We start from the raw sequence: 15,585 nt of genomic DNA on the forward strand, positions 1-15,585 counted from the left end.
ATGCAGTTGCTCTGTATTCAAAGATTTGCTCTTTTGAATAAAAAACCAGGCACGTTTCTGATGATCAACATGATCAGCGCCCAAAATCCTGGTGCATAAAGAACATCTACCTTTCCTTCAATACCCTTGACGATACGCTGTGCGACTTTTTCGGGCGAACTGACCAGTGGGCCTGGCAACGGCAAGCCTTTGGTCATCGGGGTATCCACAAAACCTGGCTTGATATCAATTACGTGAACGCCGACTTTGAACATGCGTGCGCGCAAACCTTCGCAAAATGTCGAAACAGCCGCTTTGGCCGTGCCGTACAGATAGTTGGAGGGGCGTCCGCGATCGCCAGCCACAGATGAAATGACTGCCAGGGTGCCACAACGTTGTTTTTCGAAGTGGTTCGCCAGAACGGTCAATAACGAAATAACTGACGTGCCGTTGTTGGCGAATTCCTGAAGTGCAACTTCGGGGGCCTGTTCGCAGGCTTTTTGATCCGGCAGCGTGCCATGGGCGATCAAGGCAATATCTATCTGGCGCAGCTCAACAAGGCAGTTTTCCAGCATGGCCGGATGGGCGGAAAAGTCCACCGCATCCATCATATGCACATTGACCGACTTGGCGCCCTGAGCGATTAGGTCAGCACGAGTCTGTTCAAGTTTCTCGGCATTACGGGCAACCAGGAAAAATTCACTTCCCTGTTGGGCCCACAGGCGTGCGCAAGCGCTGGCAATGGACGAGGTTGCTCCGACAATCAAAACCTTTTTCATGAAGTGACTCGTTTCCAGAAACGGGATAGTAGGGACGGATCGCGCAGTGCTTCCAGTTGTTCCCAGGCCGGATACGCCTGACGGAAGTCGTTACCGTTCATATGCGCATCCTTTGCCGGATAAAGCCTGCCACCGGCTTGATGCACAATGGCGTCCATGCGTTGGAACAGCGCGGTCAAGTCTGCGTTTTGCGGGAAGTCCAGAGCGAGTGAAGTGCCTGGCAGCGGGAACGACAGTAGTCCCGGTGAAGCGACGCTGCCACAGCGCTTGAGTACCGCGAGGAATGAGCCCTGACCGAAAGCTGCAATCACGGCCAGCAACTCATTCATGGCGACTTCAGCCACAGCATCGGGTATGACGCATTGATACTGCTGGAACCCTTTGCGCCCGTATATTCGATTCCACTCAAGTATCCCGTCCAGCGGATAAAAGAAAGGTTCATAACTTACCCTGCGACGTGACGGGGTCGCTGGATGTACGCGCCAGTAGGTTTCATTGAACGCGTGCAAGGAAAGATTGTTGATCAGGGAAAATGGCGGCGTGACCGGTACATGCAGTTTTTTACGTTTTTCGACGCTCAATGAGCCATAGGGCGCATGATCGCCAACTGTGAACACGCCTCTTCCTGTTTTGGTTCCTTTTGCCAGACAGTCGATCCACGCCACGCTGTACTCATGCAAATGATCCAGTTCTGCCGAAAGCCGGAAAAACTCGGCGAGATTTTCGAAACGCACGATAGTGCTGTCGATCTGGCTCGAATTGATTGGAATCAACTGGATTTTTGCCCACGTGATGACACCGGTCAGGCCAAGACCGCCAATGGTTGCGGCGAACAATTGGGGATTTTCGCAAGGCGAGCAGTTCAGGGGCGGCTGCCCATGGCGCAGTAAACCGAAACTGTGAACGTGGTTGCCGAATGTTCCGCGTAGATGGTGATTTTTGCCATGTACATCGTTGGCGATGGCTCCCCCCAGTGTTACGAATTGAGTGCCAGGGGTGACTGACAGGAACCATCCCTTCGGTATGCTCAGCGCCAGAATTTCAGCAAGGGTGACACCTGCTTCGGCCGTTACAATACCGTGCTCCCAATCCACTTCGATGAAGCGATTGAGCGTGCGTAGTTGTATGACCTGATCAGTGATTGCCAGGCAGCTGTCGCCGTAGCTGCGGCCATTGCCAAACGCAAGGGTGGAGTGGTGCTCGGTCGCCACCGCACTTATCAACTCGGGTACTTCGCTGCGCCAACTACACGCGTGGGCCGTTTGGGGGATATCGGGGTAGCGCCCCCATGAGTAGCGACGGTCCGTCATGCTGCTATCCAGAAAACCAGGGCGAACAACGCGCCGACCATCAGACTGATTCGATCGCGTACCGCGAACACAACCGGATCGTCATGCATCTGGCCGCGATGGGTCAACATCCAAATGCGAGTGATCCAGAAGAGCAGCAGAGGACACGCAAGCCAGATCACTTGCGGATGGGAGTAGAGGGCGTTCGTCGACTGATCATGGATATACAGCGCGAGAACCATGACCGCCAGGTATCCGGAGGAGGCGCCTAGCGATGAGATCATTTCCAGGTCGTCGGGGTAGTAGCCGCGGCCGCGGGTCTTTTCGGTGTGCCCTTTTTTGCGCGCATCTCTCAACTCCGCATACCGTTTGACAAGCGCCAGGCTCAGGAAGATGAACATCGAGAAAGCCAGGATCCAGAACGTCAGTTCCAGGCTTGTAGCGGCTGCCCCGGCAATGATTCTCACGGTGTAAAGGATGGCAAGCGAGATGACATCGATTGCCATGTGCCGTTTAAGTGACAGCGAGTAGGCCAGCGTCAGAACGTAATAGGCAGCCAGGACGGCAGCGAATTGCCAGGGCAACAGCAGTAATGCGCCGATAAAGGCTGTTGCAAGGAATGCAGGAAATGCGATCAGTCCGGACTTTATGGAGAGTCGACCTGCGGCAAACGGTCGATTGCGCTTGGAGGCATGATGGCGATCGTCGGCAAGGTCGAGAAGATCATTCAGCAAGTAAACGCTGGACGCGCAAAGACCGAAAAGCAGAAATGCCACGAGGCCTTGCCAGACCAGCAATGGATTGGTTATTTGGTGTGCTGCGAACAGAGGCACAAAAATCAGCGCGTTCTTCATCCACTGGTGAAGACGAAGTGCCTTCATCCAGTGATTCAACCCCGGCGTGTTTGACTGGATAACTTGTTTGACGTTGCCATGGGCTGCAGCGCGTCGCTCTACGCCAGATTCAGGATTGACAACATATGCACTACGCGCTGATTTCCATACTTCAATGTCATCAAGCGAGTTGCCGATGTAATCAAACCCTTGCGCGCCATAAAGCTCTACAAGCAAATCGCGTTTTTTATGCGATGACAGGTTGCGTTCACTGTTCGACGCCAATACCTGATCGAATAGTTGCAAATGCTCGGCAATACGCTCAGCCAGTGAAATGTGGCTGGCGGTTGCCAACACAATGGTCCGGCCTTTTACGCGCTCGCGTTCGATGAGCGCTATGACTTCCTGATCATAAGGTAGAACTGTCACGTCGAGATGGGTTGCTTTGGCAAGGCCTTCTTTCAACGCAGCCTTGCCCTTGAGTAGCCAACGAATAGGCTTGAACAGGCTCAGCGGTTTGTGCCGGACGAATGCCATCCCGGTTTCGAGCAGCAGATCAGAACGCAGCAAAGTGCCGTCCAGATCAACAACCAATGGAGGTGCAAGGGCAGTGTTATCGACTGTCACAGGAGTTCTTCCCTGAGCGATGGGCAGCCAAAACCGCCCTAGCGAAAGTGAATCTAGGTAAACGGCAGTCGGCTTTAACGGGTGCTAGCAAACAGCGGGCAGGATTTATTTGAAATAATTTATCATGATGGTGGCTTTTTTTAAAGCGATGAAAACTCTGGAAACAAGGCCAACTCCCGGATCGCTATGGGGATGGTGTAATAAAAAAATAGGGCGAGACGCAGCTGGCGCAATGAATATTCTTTCAATTGAACGGTGAGCGTTGAGTCGCTGAGGTGATGTGCTTTGCTGTCGGCGCGCTTGGCGCTGAGCAATTGCCGTGGGAGCATGCAGGTCACAATATGCGGGAGCGAACCTAATGTTGCGGATACGCGGAACCGTCGGCGAGCTGCCGGTGGATTTGATCCTGGAGCTCGATGAAGCGGATTGGGCGCGGCTTGGATTGCAGTTCGGTGCGCCATTGCAGGCCGCACAGGCAGCATCGGCTGCGGCGCCTGTGGCGGCGAAACCGCTGAATCAGGACGATGCCCTGTGGCAGGTGGCCAAAGACCTGTTGCGCAAGGCCGGGCAGCTCAGTGGCCCGGATCTGCTTGATCAGCTTGAAGGGCTGACCGGTAGCGCGACGGCAGGCAAGCGCTTGCTGGTGCGCTTGCGCCATAGTTCGGACGTGAAAGTGGTGAGTGGCGGGGATACGCCGCTCTACAGCTGGATCGAATGAGGGCTTAATAAAGCGCAGCAAACATCTTGCGGCGGTACACCGTCACCAGCGGATGATCATTGCCCAGCAGTTCGAACACCTGCAGCAAGGTTTTGTGCGGCAGGCCTTCGCTGTAGCTGCGGTTGCGGATGAACAGCTTCAGTAGTGCATCCAGCGCCGCTTCATACTGCTGGCGAGCGAGTTGCTGGATCGCCAGTTGATACACCGCTTCATCGTCCTGCGGATCTTTCGCCAGGCGCGCTTTCAAGTCGGCGGCATCCGGCAGATCACGCGCCAGACCGAGGAACTTGATCTGCGCCTTGGCTCCGGCTAACGCTGCTTTGTGCTCATCGCTCTTGACCGCGTCGAGCACGGTTTGCGCTTCGTCCAGTTCGCCGCGTTCAGTCAGGCAGCGCGCGTAGAGGATCAACGCCTTGGCGTTTGTGTTGTCCTCAGTGAGCATCAGCACCAGCGCCGCTTCGGCATCGGCGTAACGACCGTCATCGAACAACGCCTGAGCCTGCTCGAACGGATCGGCCGCAGCCGGTGGCGGCATCTGCACATGCGGTTCAAGCATGGCGCGGACCGCGGATTCCGGTTGTGCACCGGCAAAACCGTCCACTGGTTGACCGTCCTTGAACAGCACCACGGTCGGCAGGCTGCGAATGCCGAAGCGCGAGACGATGTCCGGCTCGACGTCGCAATTGACCTTGGCCAGCAGCAACTCGCCCTGATAGCTCTCGGCGATGGTTTGCAGCATTGGCATCAGTGCCTTGCACGGCGCGCACCATTCGGCCCAGAAATCCACCAGCACCGGTTTGTGAAAAGAGTTCTCGATCACCGACTGGTCGAAATCAGCAGTCGTGGCGTCGAAGATGTACGGCGTTTCCTGACTCATGGGGGATCTCTTGGAAGCGTGAATGAGGCAACTATACGGCTTGGCGGGGTGCGGCCGGAAGTGTGGGCAGTCTGACAGGACGCCTTCGCGGGCAAGCCTCGCTCCTACAGGTCCGCGTCGAATTCGAAATCAATATAAATCCCCGGCCTGCGCCGGTTTCGAAATCACCACAAACCCAGGGTCCGCGTCGAATTCGAAATCACCACAAACCCTGTAGGAGCGAGGCTTGCTCGCGAAGCTTTTAAGAGCGCCGCGCATGGTAAAGGCTCACATACCGAAACTCTTCAGGCTCGGCCAGATCAGGCAAGGTCATCGCCTCCAGCATTTCGATGCGCCGGTACGACGGATGACGAAAATCCCTCACCCGAGAATCCGCCACCAAGGCTTCCTGGCCGCGACTCAAGAACTCATCGAGCAGTGGCAGATTCGCCCGGTCGTACAGCACATCGGCGACGAGGATCAGATCAAAGCGATCCGCCTCGGCAAAGAAATCCGTCGAATAATTGAGTTCTACGTCATTAAGCCGAGCATTCGCCCGACACGCAGCAATCGCCAGCGGGTCCAGGTCACAGGCCACCACTTCCAACGCCCCGGCTTTTAGCGCGGCAATTCCCGCCACCCCGGAACCAGCGCCGAAATCCAGCACGCGCTTGCCTTTGACCCACTCCGGAAACTCAGCGAGATAGCGCGCCACCGCCAGGCCACTGGCCCAGCAGAAACTCCAGTACGGCGGTTCATGCAGAATCCGCTGGATTTCGTCCTGGCTGAAGGCGCGGTCCATGTTGTCGCCGTCGATCAGCCAGAGTTTCAGGTCGGTGTCCGGTAACGCACAAGCGACGAGCTGCGCATCTCCCAGCAGTTCACCGAGCGCCTGTTGCAGGTCGAGCGGTGCAATCATGGGGCTTTGACGAATTGCAGTTGGCCCAAAGCCTGGGTCGTCGGTTGGCTAATAGTTTGCGACGGCAGGTGCAGGATCAACTGGCCGGACTGGCTGGCGCGGCCGCGCAATTCAACGCGGGCGCCGACCGGGAAGGATTCCGGGTTGAAGCGCAGGCGAAACGGCAACGCCTGATTCGTGCCGATCAGGCTGGAGCTGGCGAGCAATTGTTGCGGACGGGATTTATCGTCGATCACCAGCAGCGCCAGCTCGACTTCGGCACCGGCAGGCACACCCTGCAAGGTACCGCTCAATTCGCGCTGATAGGCCGGCAGCGGGCCGAGGTCAGCTGATTCCTTGGCTTTCTTCTGCGCCTGTTGCGGCGCGGGGCCGGGTGTCGGCGGCTGGGGTTTGGGCGCATCGCTGCCACAGGCCACCAGCAGGCTTAAAACACTGAGCAGGACGAGCGGTCGTAGCGACATGTGTGGCTCCAGCAAGGTGAAATCCATGAATCAAACATATAGCTCGTCTGTATACCGCAAACCCTATGGCTTGTCTTGCCACGGGGATGCGCTACCATGGCCCTCCCTTTTTTTGTTGCCTGCCACCATGCACTGTCCCTTCTGCGGTGCCAACGACACCAAGGTCATCGACTCGCGTCTGGTCGCCGAGGGCGAACAGGTGCGCCGCCGGCGTGAATGCCTGGCCTGCGGCGAGCGTTTCACGACGTTCGAGACCGCCGAACTGGTGTTGCCGCGCCTGATCAAAACCGACGGCAGCCGTCAGCCGTTCGACGAAGAAAAACTGCGCGCCGGCATGCAGCGGGCGCTGGAGAAGCGCCCGGTGAGTGTCGAGCGCCTCGAATCGTCGCTGGTGCACATCAAACACAAACTGCGCGCCACCGGCGAGCGTGAGGTCAAATCCCTCGTGGTCGGTGAACTGGTGATGGCCGAGCTGCAAAAGCTCGACGAAGTCGCCTACATTCGTTTTGCCTCCGTGTATCGGCGCTTCCAGGACTTGAACGAGTTCCGCGAAGAGATCGATCGCCTGGCCCGTGAGCCGGTGAAAGAATGACCACCCCCCCCGAACAAGCCATCCTCGACGCCCATTACATGGCCCGCGCCCTCGAACTGGCGCGCAAAGGTCACTACACGACGCATCCCAACCCACGGGTTGGCTGTGTGATCGTGAAGGACGGGCAGATTGTCGGCGAAGGCTGGCATGTGCGCACCGGCGAACCCCACGCCGAAGTTCACGCCTTGCGCGCCGCAGGCGACAAGGCTCGGGGTGCCACCGCTTACGTGACCCTCGAACCGTGCAGCCACCATGGCCGCACGCCGCCCTGTGCCGATGCGCTGGTGAATGCCGGCCTCGCCCGTGTGGTCGCGGCGATGCAGGACCCGAACCCGTCGGTCGCTGGTCGCGGCATGCAGCGTCTGGCCCAGGCCGGCATCGCCATTGAAAGCGGCGTGCTGGAAGGCGAAGCGCGCAAGCTCAACGAAGGTTTCCTGAAACGCATGGAACACGGCTTGCCGTTCGTGCGGGTCAAGTTGGCCATGAGTCTCGACGGGCGCACGGCGATGGAAAGTGGCGAAAGCCAATGGATCACCGGCCCTGCCGCACGTTCGGCGGTACAACGCCTTCGCGCCCAGGCGAGTGTGGTGCTGACTGGCGCTGACACGGTGCTGGCGGATGACGCGCGTTTGACCGTGCGTGCCGCTGAACTGGGCCTGGACGCCGAGCAAACTGCCCTGGCCATGAGCCGTCCGCCGCTGCGGGTGCTGATCGACGGTCGTCTGCGCGTGCCGCTGGATGCGCCGTTCTTCAAGGCTGGCCCGGTGTTGGTCGCCACCTGCATGGCGATTGAAGAACAGTACGCCAATGGCCCGGAATGCCTGATCGTGGCTGGCGACGATGGTCTGGTGGACCTGCGCAAACTGCTGGTCGAACTGGCCAACCGTGGGACCAACGAAGTATTGGTCGAAGCGGGTCCGCGCCTCGCCGGGGCTTTTGCCCAGCTAGGTCTGGTGGATGAATTCCAGATCTTCATTGCGGGCAAGTTCCTCGGCTCTACGGCCCGCCCGTTGCTGGACTGGCCGCTGGCGCAAATGAAGGATGCGCCTGAGCTCAAAATCACCGAAATTCGCGCGGTTGGCGATGACTGGCGAGTCATCGCCATTCCTGTGCCGGCAGCGAGCGTATAATTCCCGGCCTGCGCCACGCGACGGCTTTGTTCTCGAGGAGGACTTCATGTTTACCGGCATCATCGAATCCATCGGCAGTATTCGTGCATTGACCCCAAAAGGCGGAGATGTGCGGGTCTACGTAGAAACCGGCAAGCTCGACCTGAGCGACGTCAAACTGGGCGACAGCATCGCGGTCAATGGCGTATGCCTGACGGCGGTTGAATTGCCAGGCAACGGCTTTGCGGCGGATGTCAGCCGTGAAACCCTCGACTGCACCGCCATGAATGACCTGAAAAGCGGCAGCCCGGTCAACCTGGAAAAAGCCCTGACCCCGACCACTCGCCTTGGCGGGCATCTGGTCAGCGGTCACGTCGATGGCGTGGGCGAAGTGGTTGCCCGCACCGAGAATGCTCGCGCTGTGGAATTCCGTATCCGCGCGCCGAAAGACCTCGCCAAGTACATCGCCCATAAAGGCTCGATCACCGTCGATGGCACCAGCCTGACCGTGAACGCAGTCGATGGCGCCGAGTTCTTGCTGACCATCATTCCCCACACCCTGAGCGAAACCATCATGGCGTCGTACCAGCCGGGTCGCCGGGTGAATCTGGAAGTGGACTTGCTGGCACGTTATCTGGAGCGCCTGTTGCTGGGCGACAAGGCCGCAGAGCCGACATCCGGGAACATCACTGAAAGCTTTCTGGCCGCCAACGGCTACCTCAAATCCTGACTCAAGGGGGTGCCTTGTGGCGCTCAATAGCATCGAAGAACTGGTTGAAGACATCCGCCAAGGCAAGATGGTCATCCTCATGGATGACGAAGACCGCGAGAACGAAGGCGACCTGATCATGGCCGCCGAGTGCTGCCAGCCTGAACACATCAACTTCATGGCCAAGCACGCCCGTGGCCTGATCTGCATGCCGATGAGCCGCGAACGCTGCGAACTGTTGAAGCTGCCATTGATGGCACCGCGCAACGGTTCCGGTTTCGGCACCAAGTTCACCGTGTCGATCGAAGCCACGACTGGCGTGACTACCGGCATCTCCGCCGCCGACCGCGCACGCACCGTGCAGGCTGCCGCCGCCAAGGATGCCAAGGCTGAAGACATCGTCAGCCCGGGCCACATCTTCCCGCTGATGGCGCAACCGGGCGGCACCCTCGCTCGCGCCGGCCACACCGAAGCTGCCTGCGACCTGGCGCGCATGGCCGGTTTCGAGCCGAGCGGCGTGATCTGCGAAGTGATGAACGACGACGGCACCATGTCCCGTCGCGCTGAGCTGGAAACCTTCGCCGCCGAACACAACATCAAGATCGGCACCATCGCCGACCTGATTCACTACCGGATGATCCACGAACGTACCGTTCAGCGGATTGCCGAGCAGCCGCTGGACAGCGAACTGGGCCAATTCAACCTGGTGACCTATCGTGATTCCGTGGAAGGCGACGTGCACATGGCCCTGACACTGGGCACCGTGTGTGCCGAAGAGCCGACGCTGGTCCGGGTGCACAACATGGACCCATTGCGCGACCTGTTGATGGTCAAGCAACCGGGCCGCTGGAGCCTGCGCGCCGCCATGGCCGCGGTTGCTGAGGCGGGCAGCGGCGTGGTGCTGTTGCTCGGACACCCGCTCGATGGCGACGTATTGCTGGCGCACATCCGCGAAACCGCGGAGCACATCCCGGCGAAAAAACCGACCACCTACAGCATTGTCGGTGCCGGTTCGCAGATCCTCCGGGACCTGGGCGTACGCAAAATGCGCCTGATGAGTGCGCCAATGAAATTTAATGCGATATCCGGTTTCGATCTGGAAGTTGTAGAATACGTGCCCTCCGAATAAGACGCCGGGTTTTGGCCTCGTTGTTCGCTCAAGGCATGTTTGATTTATTGTGGCGAGGGAGCTTGCTCCCGTTTGGGTGCGCAGCGCCCACAAGAGGGGCTGCTACGCAGCTCAGCGGGAGCAAGCTCCCTCGCCACAAAGATGCGCAAGTGAACACCGATGTGCGATTTCCGACGCTGTATTCGCGGTTCAAATATCACTGAGGGACGCGTAGAAAACGCGTCCCGGCTCTTTAAGAGATCTAACGAATGACCCTGAAGACCATCGAAGGTACCTTCATCGCCCCTAAAGGCCGCTACGCTTTGGTAGTGGGCCGTTTCAACAGCTTCGTCGTTGAAAGCCTGGTCAGCGGTGCAGTTGATGCCCTGGTTCGCCATGGCGTGAGCGAAAGCGACATCACCATCATCCGTGCGCCTGGCGCCTTCGAAATCCCGCTGGTTGCGCAGAAGGTCGCTCAGAAGGGCGAATACGCGGCAATCATCGCCCTGGGCGCGGTCATTCGTGGCGGTACTCCGCACTTCGAATACGTGGCGGGCGAATGCACCAAGGGCCTGGCCCAGGTGTCCATGGAGTTCGGCGTTCCAGTCGCATTCGGCGTGCTGACCGTTGATTCCATCGAGCAAGCCATCGAACGTTCCGGCACCAAGGCCGGTAACAAAGGTGCTGAAGCTGCCCTGTCCGCCCTGGAAATGGTCAGCCTGCTGGCACAGTTGGAGGCCAAGTGATTAGCGACGACAGCGATCAGTTCAACCCGCGCGATCCAAAGCCTGCGGATGCCGGCAAGCCATCGAAAAGCGTCAAGCGTCGCGAAGCCCGTCAGCTCGCGACTCAGGCGCTGTACCAATGGCACATGGCCAAGCAGTCGCTGAACGAGATCGAAGCGCAATTCCGGGTCGATAACGATTTCAGCGATGTCGATGCCGCCTACTTCCACGACATCCTGCACGGCGTTCCGGCGCACCGCACCGAGATCGATACTGCCCTGGCTCCGTGCCTGGACATTACGATCGAAGAGCTGGACCCGGTTGAACTGGCCGTTCTGCGCCTGTCCACCTGGGAGCTGATCAAGCGTGTCGACGTGCCTTACCGCGTTGTGATCAACGAAGGTATCGAGCTGGCGAAAGTCTTCGGTTCCACCGACGGCCACAAGTTCGTCAACGGCGTACTCGACAAGCTGGCCCCGCGCCTGCGTGAAGCTGAAGTGAAGGCGTTCAAGCGCTAACAAGCGCTTGTAGTTGCCATGGGCGAGTTTGAACTGATCCGCAATTTCTTCGCCGCCGCGCCCTGTGCGCAGGGCGGCGAGGGTGTTGCCCTTGGGATCGGTGATGACTGCGCCTTGCTGGCTGTTCCTCTCGGGGAACAGTTGGCGATTTCCACCGACACCCTCGTTGCCGGTGTGCATTTCGCAGATCCCTGCGACCCGTTTTTGCTCGGTCAGCGCTCGCTGGCTGTCGCAGTCAGTGACCTGGCCGCCATGGGCGCCACTCCCGTTGCCTTTACCCTTGCCCTGACGTTGCCGACGGTGACCGCCGATTGGCTGGACGCCTACGCCCGTGGTTTGAATGTGATGGCGCAGAGTTGTGGCGTGGCGCTGATCGGCGGCGACACCACCCGTGGACCGCTGAGTTTTACCATGACTGTGTTTGGGCGAGTGCCGGCCGGTCAGGCGTTGACGCGCAGCCGAGCGCAGCCGGGTGACTTGCTGTGCGTCGGCGGTGAGCTGGGTAATGCGGCTGGCGCCTTGCCGCTGGTGCTGGGGCAACGGGCTGCTGATGCAGGCATCGCCGATCCGCTGCTGCGTCATTACTGGTCGCCGCAACCGCAACTGGCCCTCGGTCAGGCGTTGCGCGGCAGAGCCACGGCGGCGCTGGATATCTCCGATGGGCTGCTCGCCGATTGCGGGCACATCGCGCTCGCGTCGAAGGTCGGGATTCAGGTCGAGCGGAGCAAGTTGCCATTGGCCGCTGCGTTAGTCGCGTTCCTCGGCCAGACAGGCGCTGAAGACGCCGCCCTGAGTGGTGGCGACGATTACGTGCTGGCCTTTACCTTGCCGCCCGTCGAATTGCCTCGATTGCTGGCGGACGGCTGGCCGATCCATGTGGTGGGTCAGGTCGTGGCGGGGCAGGGCGTTGTGCTGGTGGACGCCGATGGACATGACATCACCCCGAAAACCCGGGGCTATCAACATTTTCGGGAGACACCGTGACAGATCATCCCAAACAGGTTCCGGCGGAATTCGTTCCGCCTTCGGTTTGGCGCAATCCCTGGCATTTCATGGCGTTCGGCTTCGGCTCGGGCACCTTGCCAAAGGCACCGGGCACCTGGGGGTCGTTAGTTGCGCTACCCTTTATCCCGTTGTGGCAGATGCTGCCCGACTGGGGTTACTGGCTGATGCTTGGTGTCACCATGCTGTTCGGCTTCTGGCTGTGCGGCAAAGTCGCCGACGATTTGCGAGTGCACGACCACGAAGGCATCGTCTGGGACGAGATGGTCGGGATGTGGATCACCCTGTGGCTGGTGCCGGAAGGCTGGTACTGGTTATTGGCGGGTTTCCTGATGTTCCGCTTCTTCGACATCCTCAAGCCTTGGCCGATCCGCTGGATCGACCGCCATGTACATGGCGGCGTCGGGATCATGCTCGACGACGTCCTGGCCGGGGTTTTTGCGTGGCTGGGGATGCAGGGCCTGGTGTGGTTTTTCGCCTGAGTGGTGAAGCAGGGGACTAGGGATGGCTCGACGCTGGTTGATGATGGTTTTCGCGTTGTTTTGCTCGCTCGCCCAGGCGGGGGAAACCGCGCCGCCGTCCGTGATTCATCTGGCCAGCGAAGACTGGGAAGACTACACCGCCGCTGACGGGCATGGCCTGGGTTGGGACGTGTTGCGAGCGATCTTCGAGCCGGCCGGGGTCAAGCTGGACATCCGCACCGAACCCTACACCCGTTCCGTCGGCCTGGCCCAGCGCGGGGAAGTGGATGCCTGCGTTGGCGCCTATCGCGATGAGACCAGTGATGTGCTCTATCCGCACTGGAACTTCGACACCGATCACATCTACGCCCTTGGTCTGGCGAGCAATCCGGCGCCGACCCTGGACACCCTCGGCAGTTATCGACTGGCCTGGGTGCGCGGCTACAAATATCAGAATTACCTGCCGAACGTGCAGCGCTTCAACGAAGTGGTGCGGCGAACCGGCATCCTGTCGATGCTGACCCACAACCGTGCCGACTATTACATCGATGCCCTGACCGAAATCGATTACGTGGTCGCCCGGGCCAGGGATCCGTCGCAGTTCCGCCGCACCCACATCGCCGAGTTGCCGCTGTACCTGTGCTTCGCCGACAACCCCAAGGCCCGGGCGCTGATGGAGCTGTTCGACCAGCGCATGGAACTGCTGGTGAAAAGCGGCCAGCTGAAACCGATCTTTGCGAAGTGGAAACAGCCTTATCCGTTTGATGCGAACTGAACACCGATCTTTTGTTTGATGGAGATCCCCTGTGGGAGCGGGCTTGCTCGCGAATGCGGTCTGTCAGATACAAATATGCAGACTGACCCACCGCATTCGCGAGCAAGCCCGCTCCCACAGGGACCGTGACTTGTCTGCTTGATCAAACTTTTTGATCGTTATGCCCCATAATTCAGCCTAAGCGTCTGAAGAAAGCTGCTGTTACAATGCCGCCTCTGCGAAACTCCAGTACTTATTGATCAGGAGCACACCGGTGCCTGTCGTTTTTGTCGCCGCTTCGAAGCTGCCAACGCCTTTTGCGCAATTCACCATGCACGGCTTTCTCGATGAAGAGAACGGACGCGAGCACGTGGTGCTCAGCCTGGGCGACTTCGCCGACGGCGCCCCGGTACTCGGCCGTTTGCACTCCGAATGCCTGACCGGCGATGCCTTGTTCAGCCAGCGCTGCGACTGCGGCTCGCAACTTGAAGCAGCGTTGCAAGCCATCGCCCGTGAAGGCCGTGGCGTGTTGCTTTACCTGCGTCAGGAAGGCCGTGGCATTGGCCTGCTGAACAAGATCCGCGCTTACGAATTGCAGGATGGCGGCGCGGACACCGTTGAAGCCAACGAGCGTCTGGGCTTTGCTGCCGACCAGCGTGACTACGCCATGTGCCTGCCGATGCTCCAGCACCTGGGCGTGAAATCCCTGCGGCTGATGACCAACAACCCACGCAAGGTCAAAGCCTTGACCGACATGGGCATTGTGGTCGCCGAGCGCGTGCCGCTGCACACCGGCCATAACCCGCACAACAAACTCTACCTGGCCACCAAGGCGAGCAAGCTCGACCACATGATGGGCAACGAGCATCAGGGCGAGGCGGACCGGGCGTGACCCGCGGCCAGGTTCGGCGGCGACTGTCCTTCAGCTGGTGGCAATACCTGGCGCTGGCATTGCTGCCGTTGTTCGTGATCAACGGCGTGTTCGGCCAGAGCGAGGCGATCCTGCCAGTGCTGGCGATGCCGCTGTTCATTGCCGGTGTAGCCTCGATGTTTGTCAGCCTGAAGTTTTTCAACGGCTACAAACACGCGTTGATCGCCACCCAGAAAGCCCTCGATACCCCTGAAGAACCCGCCGCCTGGATTGCTCTGGCCGCCAAGCGTCGTATCGCATTCCTGGCCGCGAGCCTGCCGGCCTGGGTCGGTGCGTTGGCGGTATTCGTCGGCCTCGAAGCCGTGCCGCTGATGCTGCTGGCGTTGTCGACTGCGGTGCTGTTCTACCTCTACCGTATTCCGCGTCAACTCGGCTGATGCTTCGTCATTGGCTGGCGGTGTTGCTGCTGGCCGTCAGCGGCTCGGTCTATGCGGTTGAGCGCGTGGTCAGCCTCGCGCCCTCTCTGTCTGAAATCGTAGTTGAACTGGGTTCCGCCGACTTGCTGGTCGGTGTGCTGGATGCCGGTGAGCGTCCAGCCGAACTCAAGGATCTTCCTTCTGTTGGGCGCTATGGTCAGTTGGACATGGAGCGCTTGCTCAGCCTCAAACCCGATCTGCTGTTGCTCTGGCCCGGCAGCGTCGGCCCGGCCCAGCGTGAACAACTCAAACGCCTGAACATTCCCACCTACGTCGCCGAACCCCACAACCTCGAGCAACTCACCGCGCAGATTGAAGCGATCGCCACGCAACTGGGACGTCCGGAGCGGGGTGTCAGGTTGGCGGCTGATCTGCACCAGAAGCTGGAAGCGCTGCGCCAACGTTATCGCCGGGACAAGCCGTTGCAAGTGTTCTATCAGGTCTGGGATCGGCCGCTGTACACCGTTGGCGGCGGGCAGATCATCAGCGATGCGCTGAAAGTGTGCGGGGCGCGCAATGTGTTCGCCGACCTGAGATTGCCGGCGCCGCAGGTCAGCATTGAGGCGGTGTTACAGCGCAATCCCGAAGTGATTCTGGCCAGTGATCAGGCGCAGCTGGACGCATGGAAAGCATGGCCGCAGGTGACGGCGGTGGCGCGCAAGCAATTGTTGTTGGTGACGGACAAGGGGTTGGAGCGGCCGAGTGGGCAGATGATCGAGGCGACGGCCAAGTTGTGTCAGGTGATAGCGCCCGACCGTTGAGACCTAGGCGTCTGCTTCGCGGGCAAGCCTCGCTCCTA

Annotated in this window: 19 protein-coding genes; 13 read left to right on the forward strand and 6 right to left on the reverse strand. The window is 59.6% G+C overall.

The genetic code is table 11. The features are described 5' to 3' along the window. Nucleotides 1-17 precede the first annotated feature (17 nt). The 3 genes from NK667_RS31070 to NK667_RS31080 are packed head-to-tail and all read right to left on the reverse strand — an operon-like array spanning nt 18 to nt 3,534. A complete protein-coding gene (locus tag NK667_RS31070) occupies nt 18-758 on the reverse strand; it encodes an SDR family oxidoreductase (protein WP_054616784.1) in 741 nt (246 codons plus the stop codon). Next, nucleotides 755-2,068, reverse strand: a complete 1,314-nt coding sequence (locus tag NK667_RS31075; RefSeq protein ID WP_054052322.1) for an FAD-binding oxidoreductase — start codon at nt 2,066-2,068, stop codon at nt 755-757. Before NK667_RS31075 ends, NK667_RS31070 begins: the two co-directional genes overlap by 4 nt. Beyond that, nucleotides 2,065-3,534: a UbiA family prenyltransferase gene (locus NK667_RS31080; RefSeq protein WP_413786164.1), complete on the reverse strand. Its 1,470-nt coding sequence runs from the start codon at nt 3,532-3,534 to the stop codon at nt 2,065-2,067. The genes NK667_RS31075 and NK667_RS31080 overlap by 4 nt, the downstream gene beginning before the upstream one ends. 331 nt (nt 3,535-3,865) lie before the next feature. Between NK667_RS31080 and NK667_RS31085 the strand changes: the two genes are divergently transcribed. Continuing rightward, complete coding sequence (locus NK667_RS31085) at nt 3,866-4,225, forward strand: hypothetical protein (protein WP_054052328.1); 360 nt, start codon at nt 3,866-3,868, stop codon at nt 4,223-4,225. Between the two features lie 4 nt (nt 4,226-4,229). On the opposite strand, the gene trxA is transcribed toward NK667_RS31085, so the two are convergent. The 3 genes from trxA to NK667_RS31100 all read right to left on the reverse strand — a co-directional run bounded on the left by trxA (nt 4,230) and on the right by NK667_RS31100 (nt 6,461). After that, the gene (gene trxA / locus NK667_RS31090) at nt 4,230-5,102 is read right to left on the reverse strand and encodes a thioredoxin (protein ID WP_054052330.1); all 873 of its coding nucleotides are present in this window, start codon (nt 5,100-5,102) and stop codon (nt 4,230-4,232) included. A 241-nt stretch (nt 5,103-5,343) separates the two neighbouring features. Continuing rightward, nucleotides 5,344-6,000, reverse strand: a complete 657-nt coding sequence (locus NK667_RS31095) for a class I SAM-dependent methyltransferase (RefSeq protein ID WP_054616782.1) — start codon at nt 5,998-6,000, stop codon at nt 5,344-5,346. Further along, nucleotides 5,997-6,461 carry a hypothetical protein gene (locus NK667_RS31100; RefSeq protein ID WP_054052335.1) on the reverse strand — a complete coding sequence of 155 codons (465 nt, stop codon included), beginning with the start codon at nt 6,459-6,461 and terminating at the stop codon, nt 5,997-5,999. Before NK667_RS31100 ends, NK667_RS31095 begins: the two co-directional genes overlap by 4 nt. 127 nt (nt 6,462-6,588) lie before the next feature. Between NK667_RS31100 and nrdR the strand changes: the two genes are divergently transcribed. The 12 genes from nrdR (at nt 6,589) to NK667_RS31160 (ending at nt 15,547) form a co-directional block, all read left to right on the forward strand. Further along, entirely contained in the window at nt 6,589-7,053 is a 465-nt protein-coding gene (gene nrdR / locus NK667_RS31105) for a transcriptional regulator NrdR (RefSeq protein ID WP_003228656.1), read from the forward strand. After that, on the forward strand, nt 7,050-8,183 hold the full coding sequence (gene ribD, locus NK667_RS31110) for a bifunctional diaminohydroxyphosphoribosylaminopyrimidine deaminase/5-amino-6-(5-phosphoribosylamino)uracil reductase RibD (RefSeq protein ID WP_054052338.1): 1,134 nt from the start codon (nt 7,050-7,052) through the stop codon (nt 8,181-8,183). Before nrdR ends, ribD begins: the two co-directional genes overlap by 4 nt. Before the next feature lie 46 nt (nt 8,184-8,229). Continuing rightward, nucleotides 8,230-8,892, forward strand: coding sequence for a riboflavin synthase (locus tag NK667_RS31115; RefSeq protein WP_054616781.1), 663 nt, complete (start codon nt 8,230-8,232; stop codon nt 8,890-8,892). A gap of 16 nt (nt 8,893-8,908) precedes the next feature. Further along, on the forward strand, nt 8,909-10,000 hold the full coding sequence (gene ribBA, locus NK667_RS31120; protein ID WP_054052341.1) for a bifunctional 3,4-dihydroxy-2-butanone-4-phosphate synthase/GTP cyclohydrolase II: 1,092 nt from the start codon (nt 8,909-8,911) through the stop codon (nt 9,998-10,000). A 248-nt stretch (nt 10,001-10,248) separates the two neighbouring features. Continuing rightward, a complete protein-coding gene (gene ribH, locus NK667_RS31125) occupies nt 10,249-10,725 on the forward strand; it encodes a 6,7-dimethyl-8-ribityllumazine synthase (protein ID WP_003185938.1) in 477 nt (158 codons plus the stop codon). Next, nucleotides 10,722-11,222 carry a transcription antitermination factor NusB gene (gene nusB / locus NK667_RS31130; RefSeq protein ID WP_054052342.1) on the forward strand — a complete coding sequence of 167 codons (501 nt, stop codon included), beginning with the start codon at nt 10,722-10,724 and terminating at the stop codon, nt 11,220-11,222. Before ribH ends, nusB begins: the two co-directional genes overlap by 4 nt. An 18-nt stretch (nt 11,223-11,240) precedes the next feature. Beyond that, nucleotides 11,241-12,206, forward strand: coding sequence for a thiamine-phosphate kinase (thiL, locus tag NK667_RS31135; protein ID WP_054616780.1), 966 nt, complete (start codon nt 11,241-11,243; stop codon nt 12,204-12,206). Next, on the forward strand, nt 12,203-12,706 hold the full coding sequence (locus tag NK667_RS31140; protein WP_054052346.1) for a phosphatidylglycerophosphatase A family protein: 504 nt from the start codon (nt 12,203-12,205) through the stop codon (nt 12,704-12,706). The genes thiL and NK667_RS31140 overlap by 4 nt, the downstream gene beginning before the upstream one ends. 22 nt (nt 12,707-12,728) lie before the next feature. Then, nucleotides 12,729-13,460, forward strand: a complete 732-nt coding sequence (locus tag NK667_RS31145; protein WP_054616779.1) for a substrate-binding periplasmic protein — start codon at nt 12,729-12,731, stop codon at nt 13,458-13,460. A 253-nt stretch (nt 13,461-13,713) separates the two neighbouring features. Next, nucleotides 13,714-14,331, forward strand: coding sequence for a GTP cyclohydrolase II (ribA, locus tag NK667_RS31150; protein WP_054052350.1), 618 nt, complete (start codon nt 13,714-13,716; stop codon nt 14,329-14,331). Then, nucleotides 14,328-14,747: a hypothetical protein gene (locus NK667_RS31155; protein WP_054616778.1), complete on the forward strand. Its 420-nt coding sequence runs from the start codon at nt 14,328-14,330 to the stop codon at nt 14,745-14,747. The genes ribA and NK667_RS31155 overlap by 4 nt, the downstream gene beginning before the upstream one ends. Beyond that, on the forward strand, nt 14,747-15,547 hold the full coding sequence (locus NK667_RS31160) for a cobalamin-binding protein (RefSeq protein WP_054616777.1): 801 nt from the start codon (nt 14,747-14,749) through the stop codon (nt 15,545-15,547). Before NK667_RS31155 ends, NK667_RS31160 begins: the two co-directional genes overlap by 1 nt. The last annotated feature ends 38 nt before the right edge of the window (nt 15,548-15,585 follow it).

It is taken from the genome of Pseudomonas nunensis (genome assembly GCF_024296925.1).
Classification (GTDB): Bacteria; Pseudomonadota; Gammaproteobacteria; order Pseudomonadales; family Pseudomonadaceae; genus Aquipseudomonas; species Aquipseudomonas nunensis.

What these genes read in the sequence shown, in the direction of transcription:
- NK667_RS31100 (WP_054052335.1), bottom strand. Translation starts at nt 6,461, where the DNA reads ATGTCGCTACGACCGCTCGTCCTGCTCAGTGTTTTAAGCCTGCTGGTG.
- thiL (WP_054616780.1), top strand. Translation starts at nt 11,241, where the DNA reads ATGGGCGAGTTTGAACTGATCCGCAATTTCTTCGCCGCCGCGCCCTGT.
- NK667_RS31145 (WP_054616779.1), top strand. Translation starts at nt 12,729, where the DNA reads ATGGCTCGACGCTGGTTGATGATGGTTTTCGCGTTGTTTTGCTCGCTC.
- NK667_RS31070 (WP_054616784.1), bottom strand. Translation starts at nt 758, where the DNA reads ATGAAAAAGGTTTTGATTGTCGGAGCAACCTCGTCCATTGCCAGCGCT.
- NK667_RS31075 (WP_054052322.1), bottom strand. Translation starts at nt 2,068, where the DNA reads ATGACGGACCGTCGCTACTCATGGGGGCGCTACCCCGATATCCCCCAA.
- NK667_RS31095 (WP_054616782.1), bottom strand. Translation starts at nt 6,000, where the DNA reads ATGATTGCACCGCTCGACCTGCAACAGGCGCTCGGTGAACTGCTGGGA.
- trxA (WP_054052330.1), bottom strand. Translation starts at nt 5,102, where the DNA reads ATGAGTCAGGAAACGCCGTACATCTTCGACGCCACGACTGCTGATTTC.
- NK667_RS31160 (WP_054616777.1), top strand. Translation starts at nt 14,747, where the DNA reads ATGCTTCGTCATTGGCTGGCGGTGTTGCTGCTGGCCGTCAGCGGCTCG.
- NK667_RS31115 (WP_054616781.1), top strand. Translation starts at nt 8,230, where the DNA reads ATGTTTACCGGCATCATCGAATCCATCGGCAGTATTCGTGCATTGACC.
- nrdR (WP_003228656.1), top strand. Translation starts at nt 6,589, where the DNA reads ATGCACTGTCCCTTCTGCGGTGCCAACGACACCAAGGTCATCGACTCG.
- ribD (WP_054052338.1), top strand. Translation starts at nt 7,050, where the DNA reads ATGACCACCCCCCCCGAACAAGCCATCCTCGACGCCCATTACATGGCC.
- ribH (WP_003185938.1), top strand. Translation starts at nt 10,249, where the DNA reads ATGACCCTGAAGACCATCGAAGGTACCTTCATCGCCCCTAAAGGCCGC.
- NK667_RS31085 (WP_054052328.1), top strand. Translation starts at nt 3,866, where the DNA reads ATGTTGCGGATACGCGGAACCGTCGGCGAGCTGCCGGTGGATTTGATC.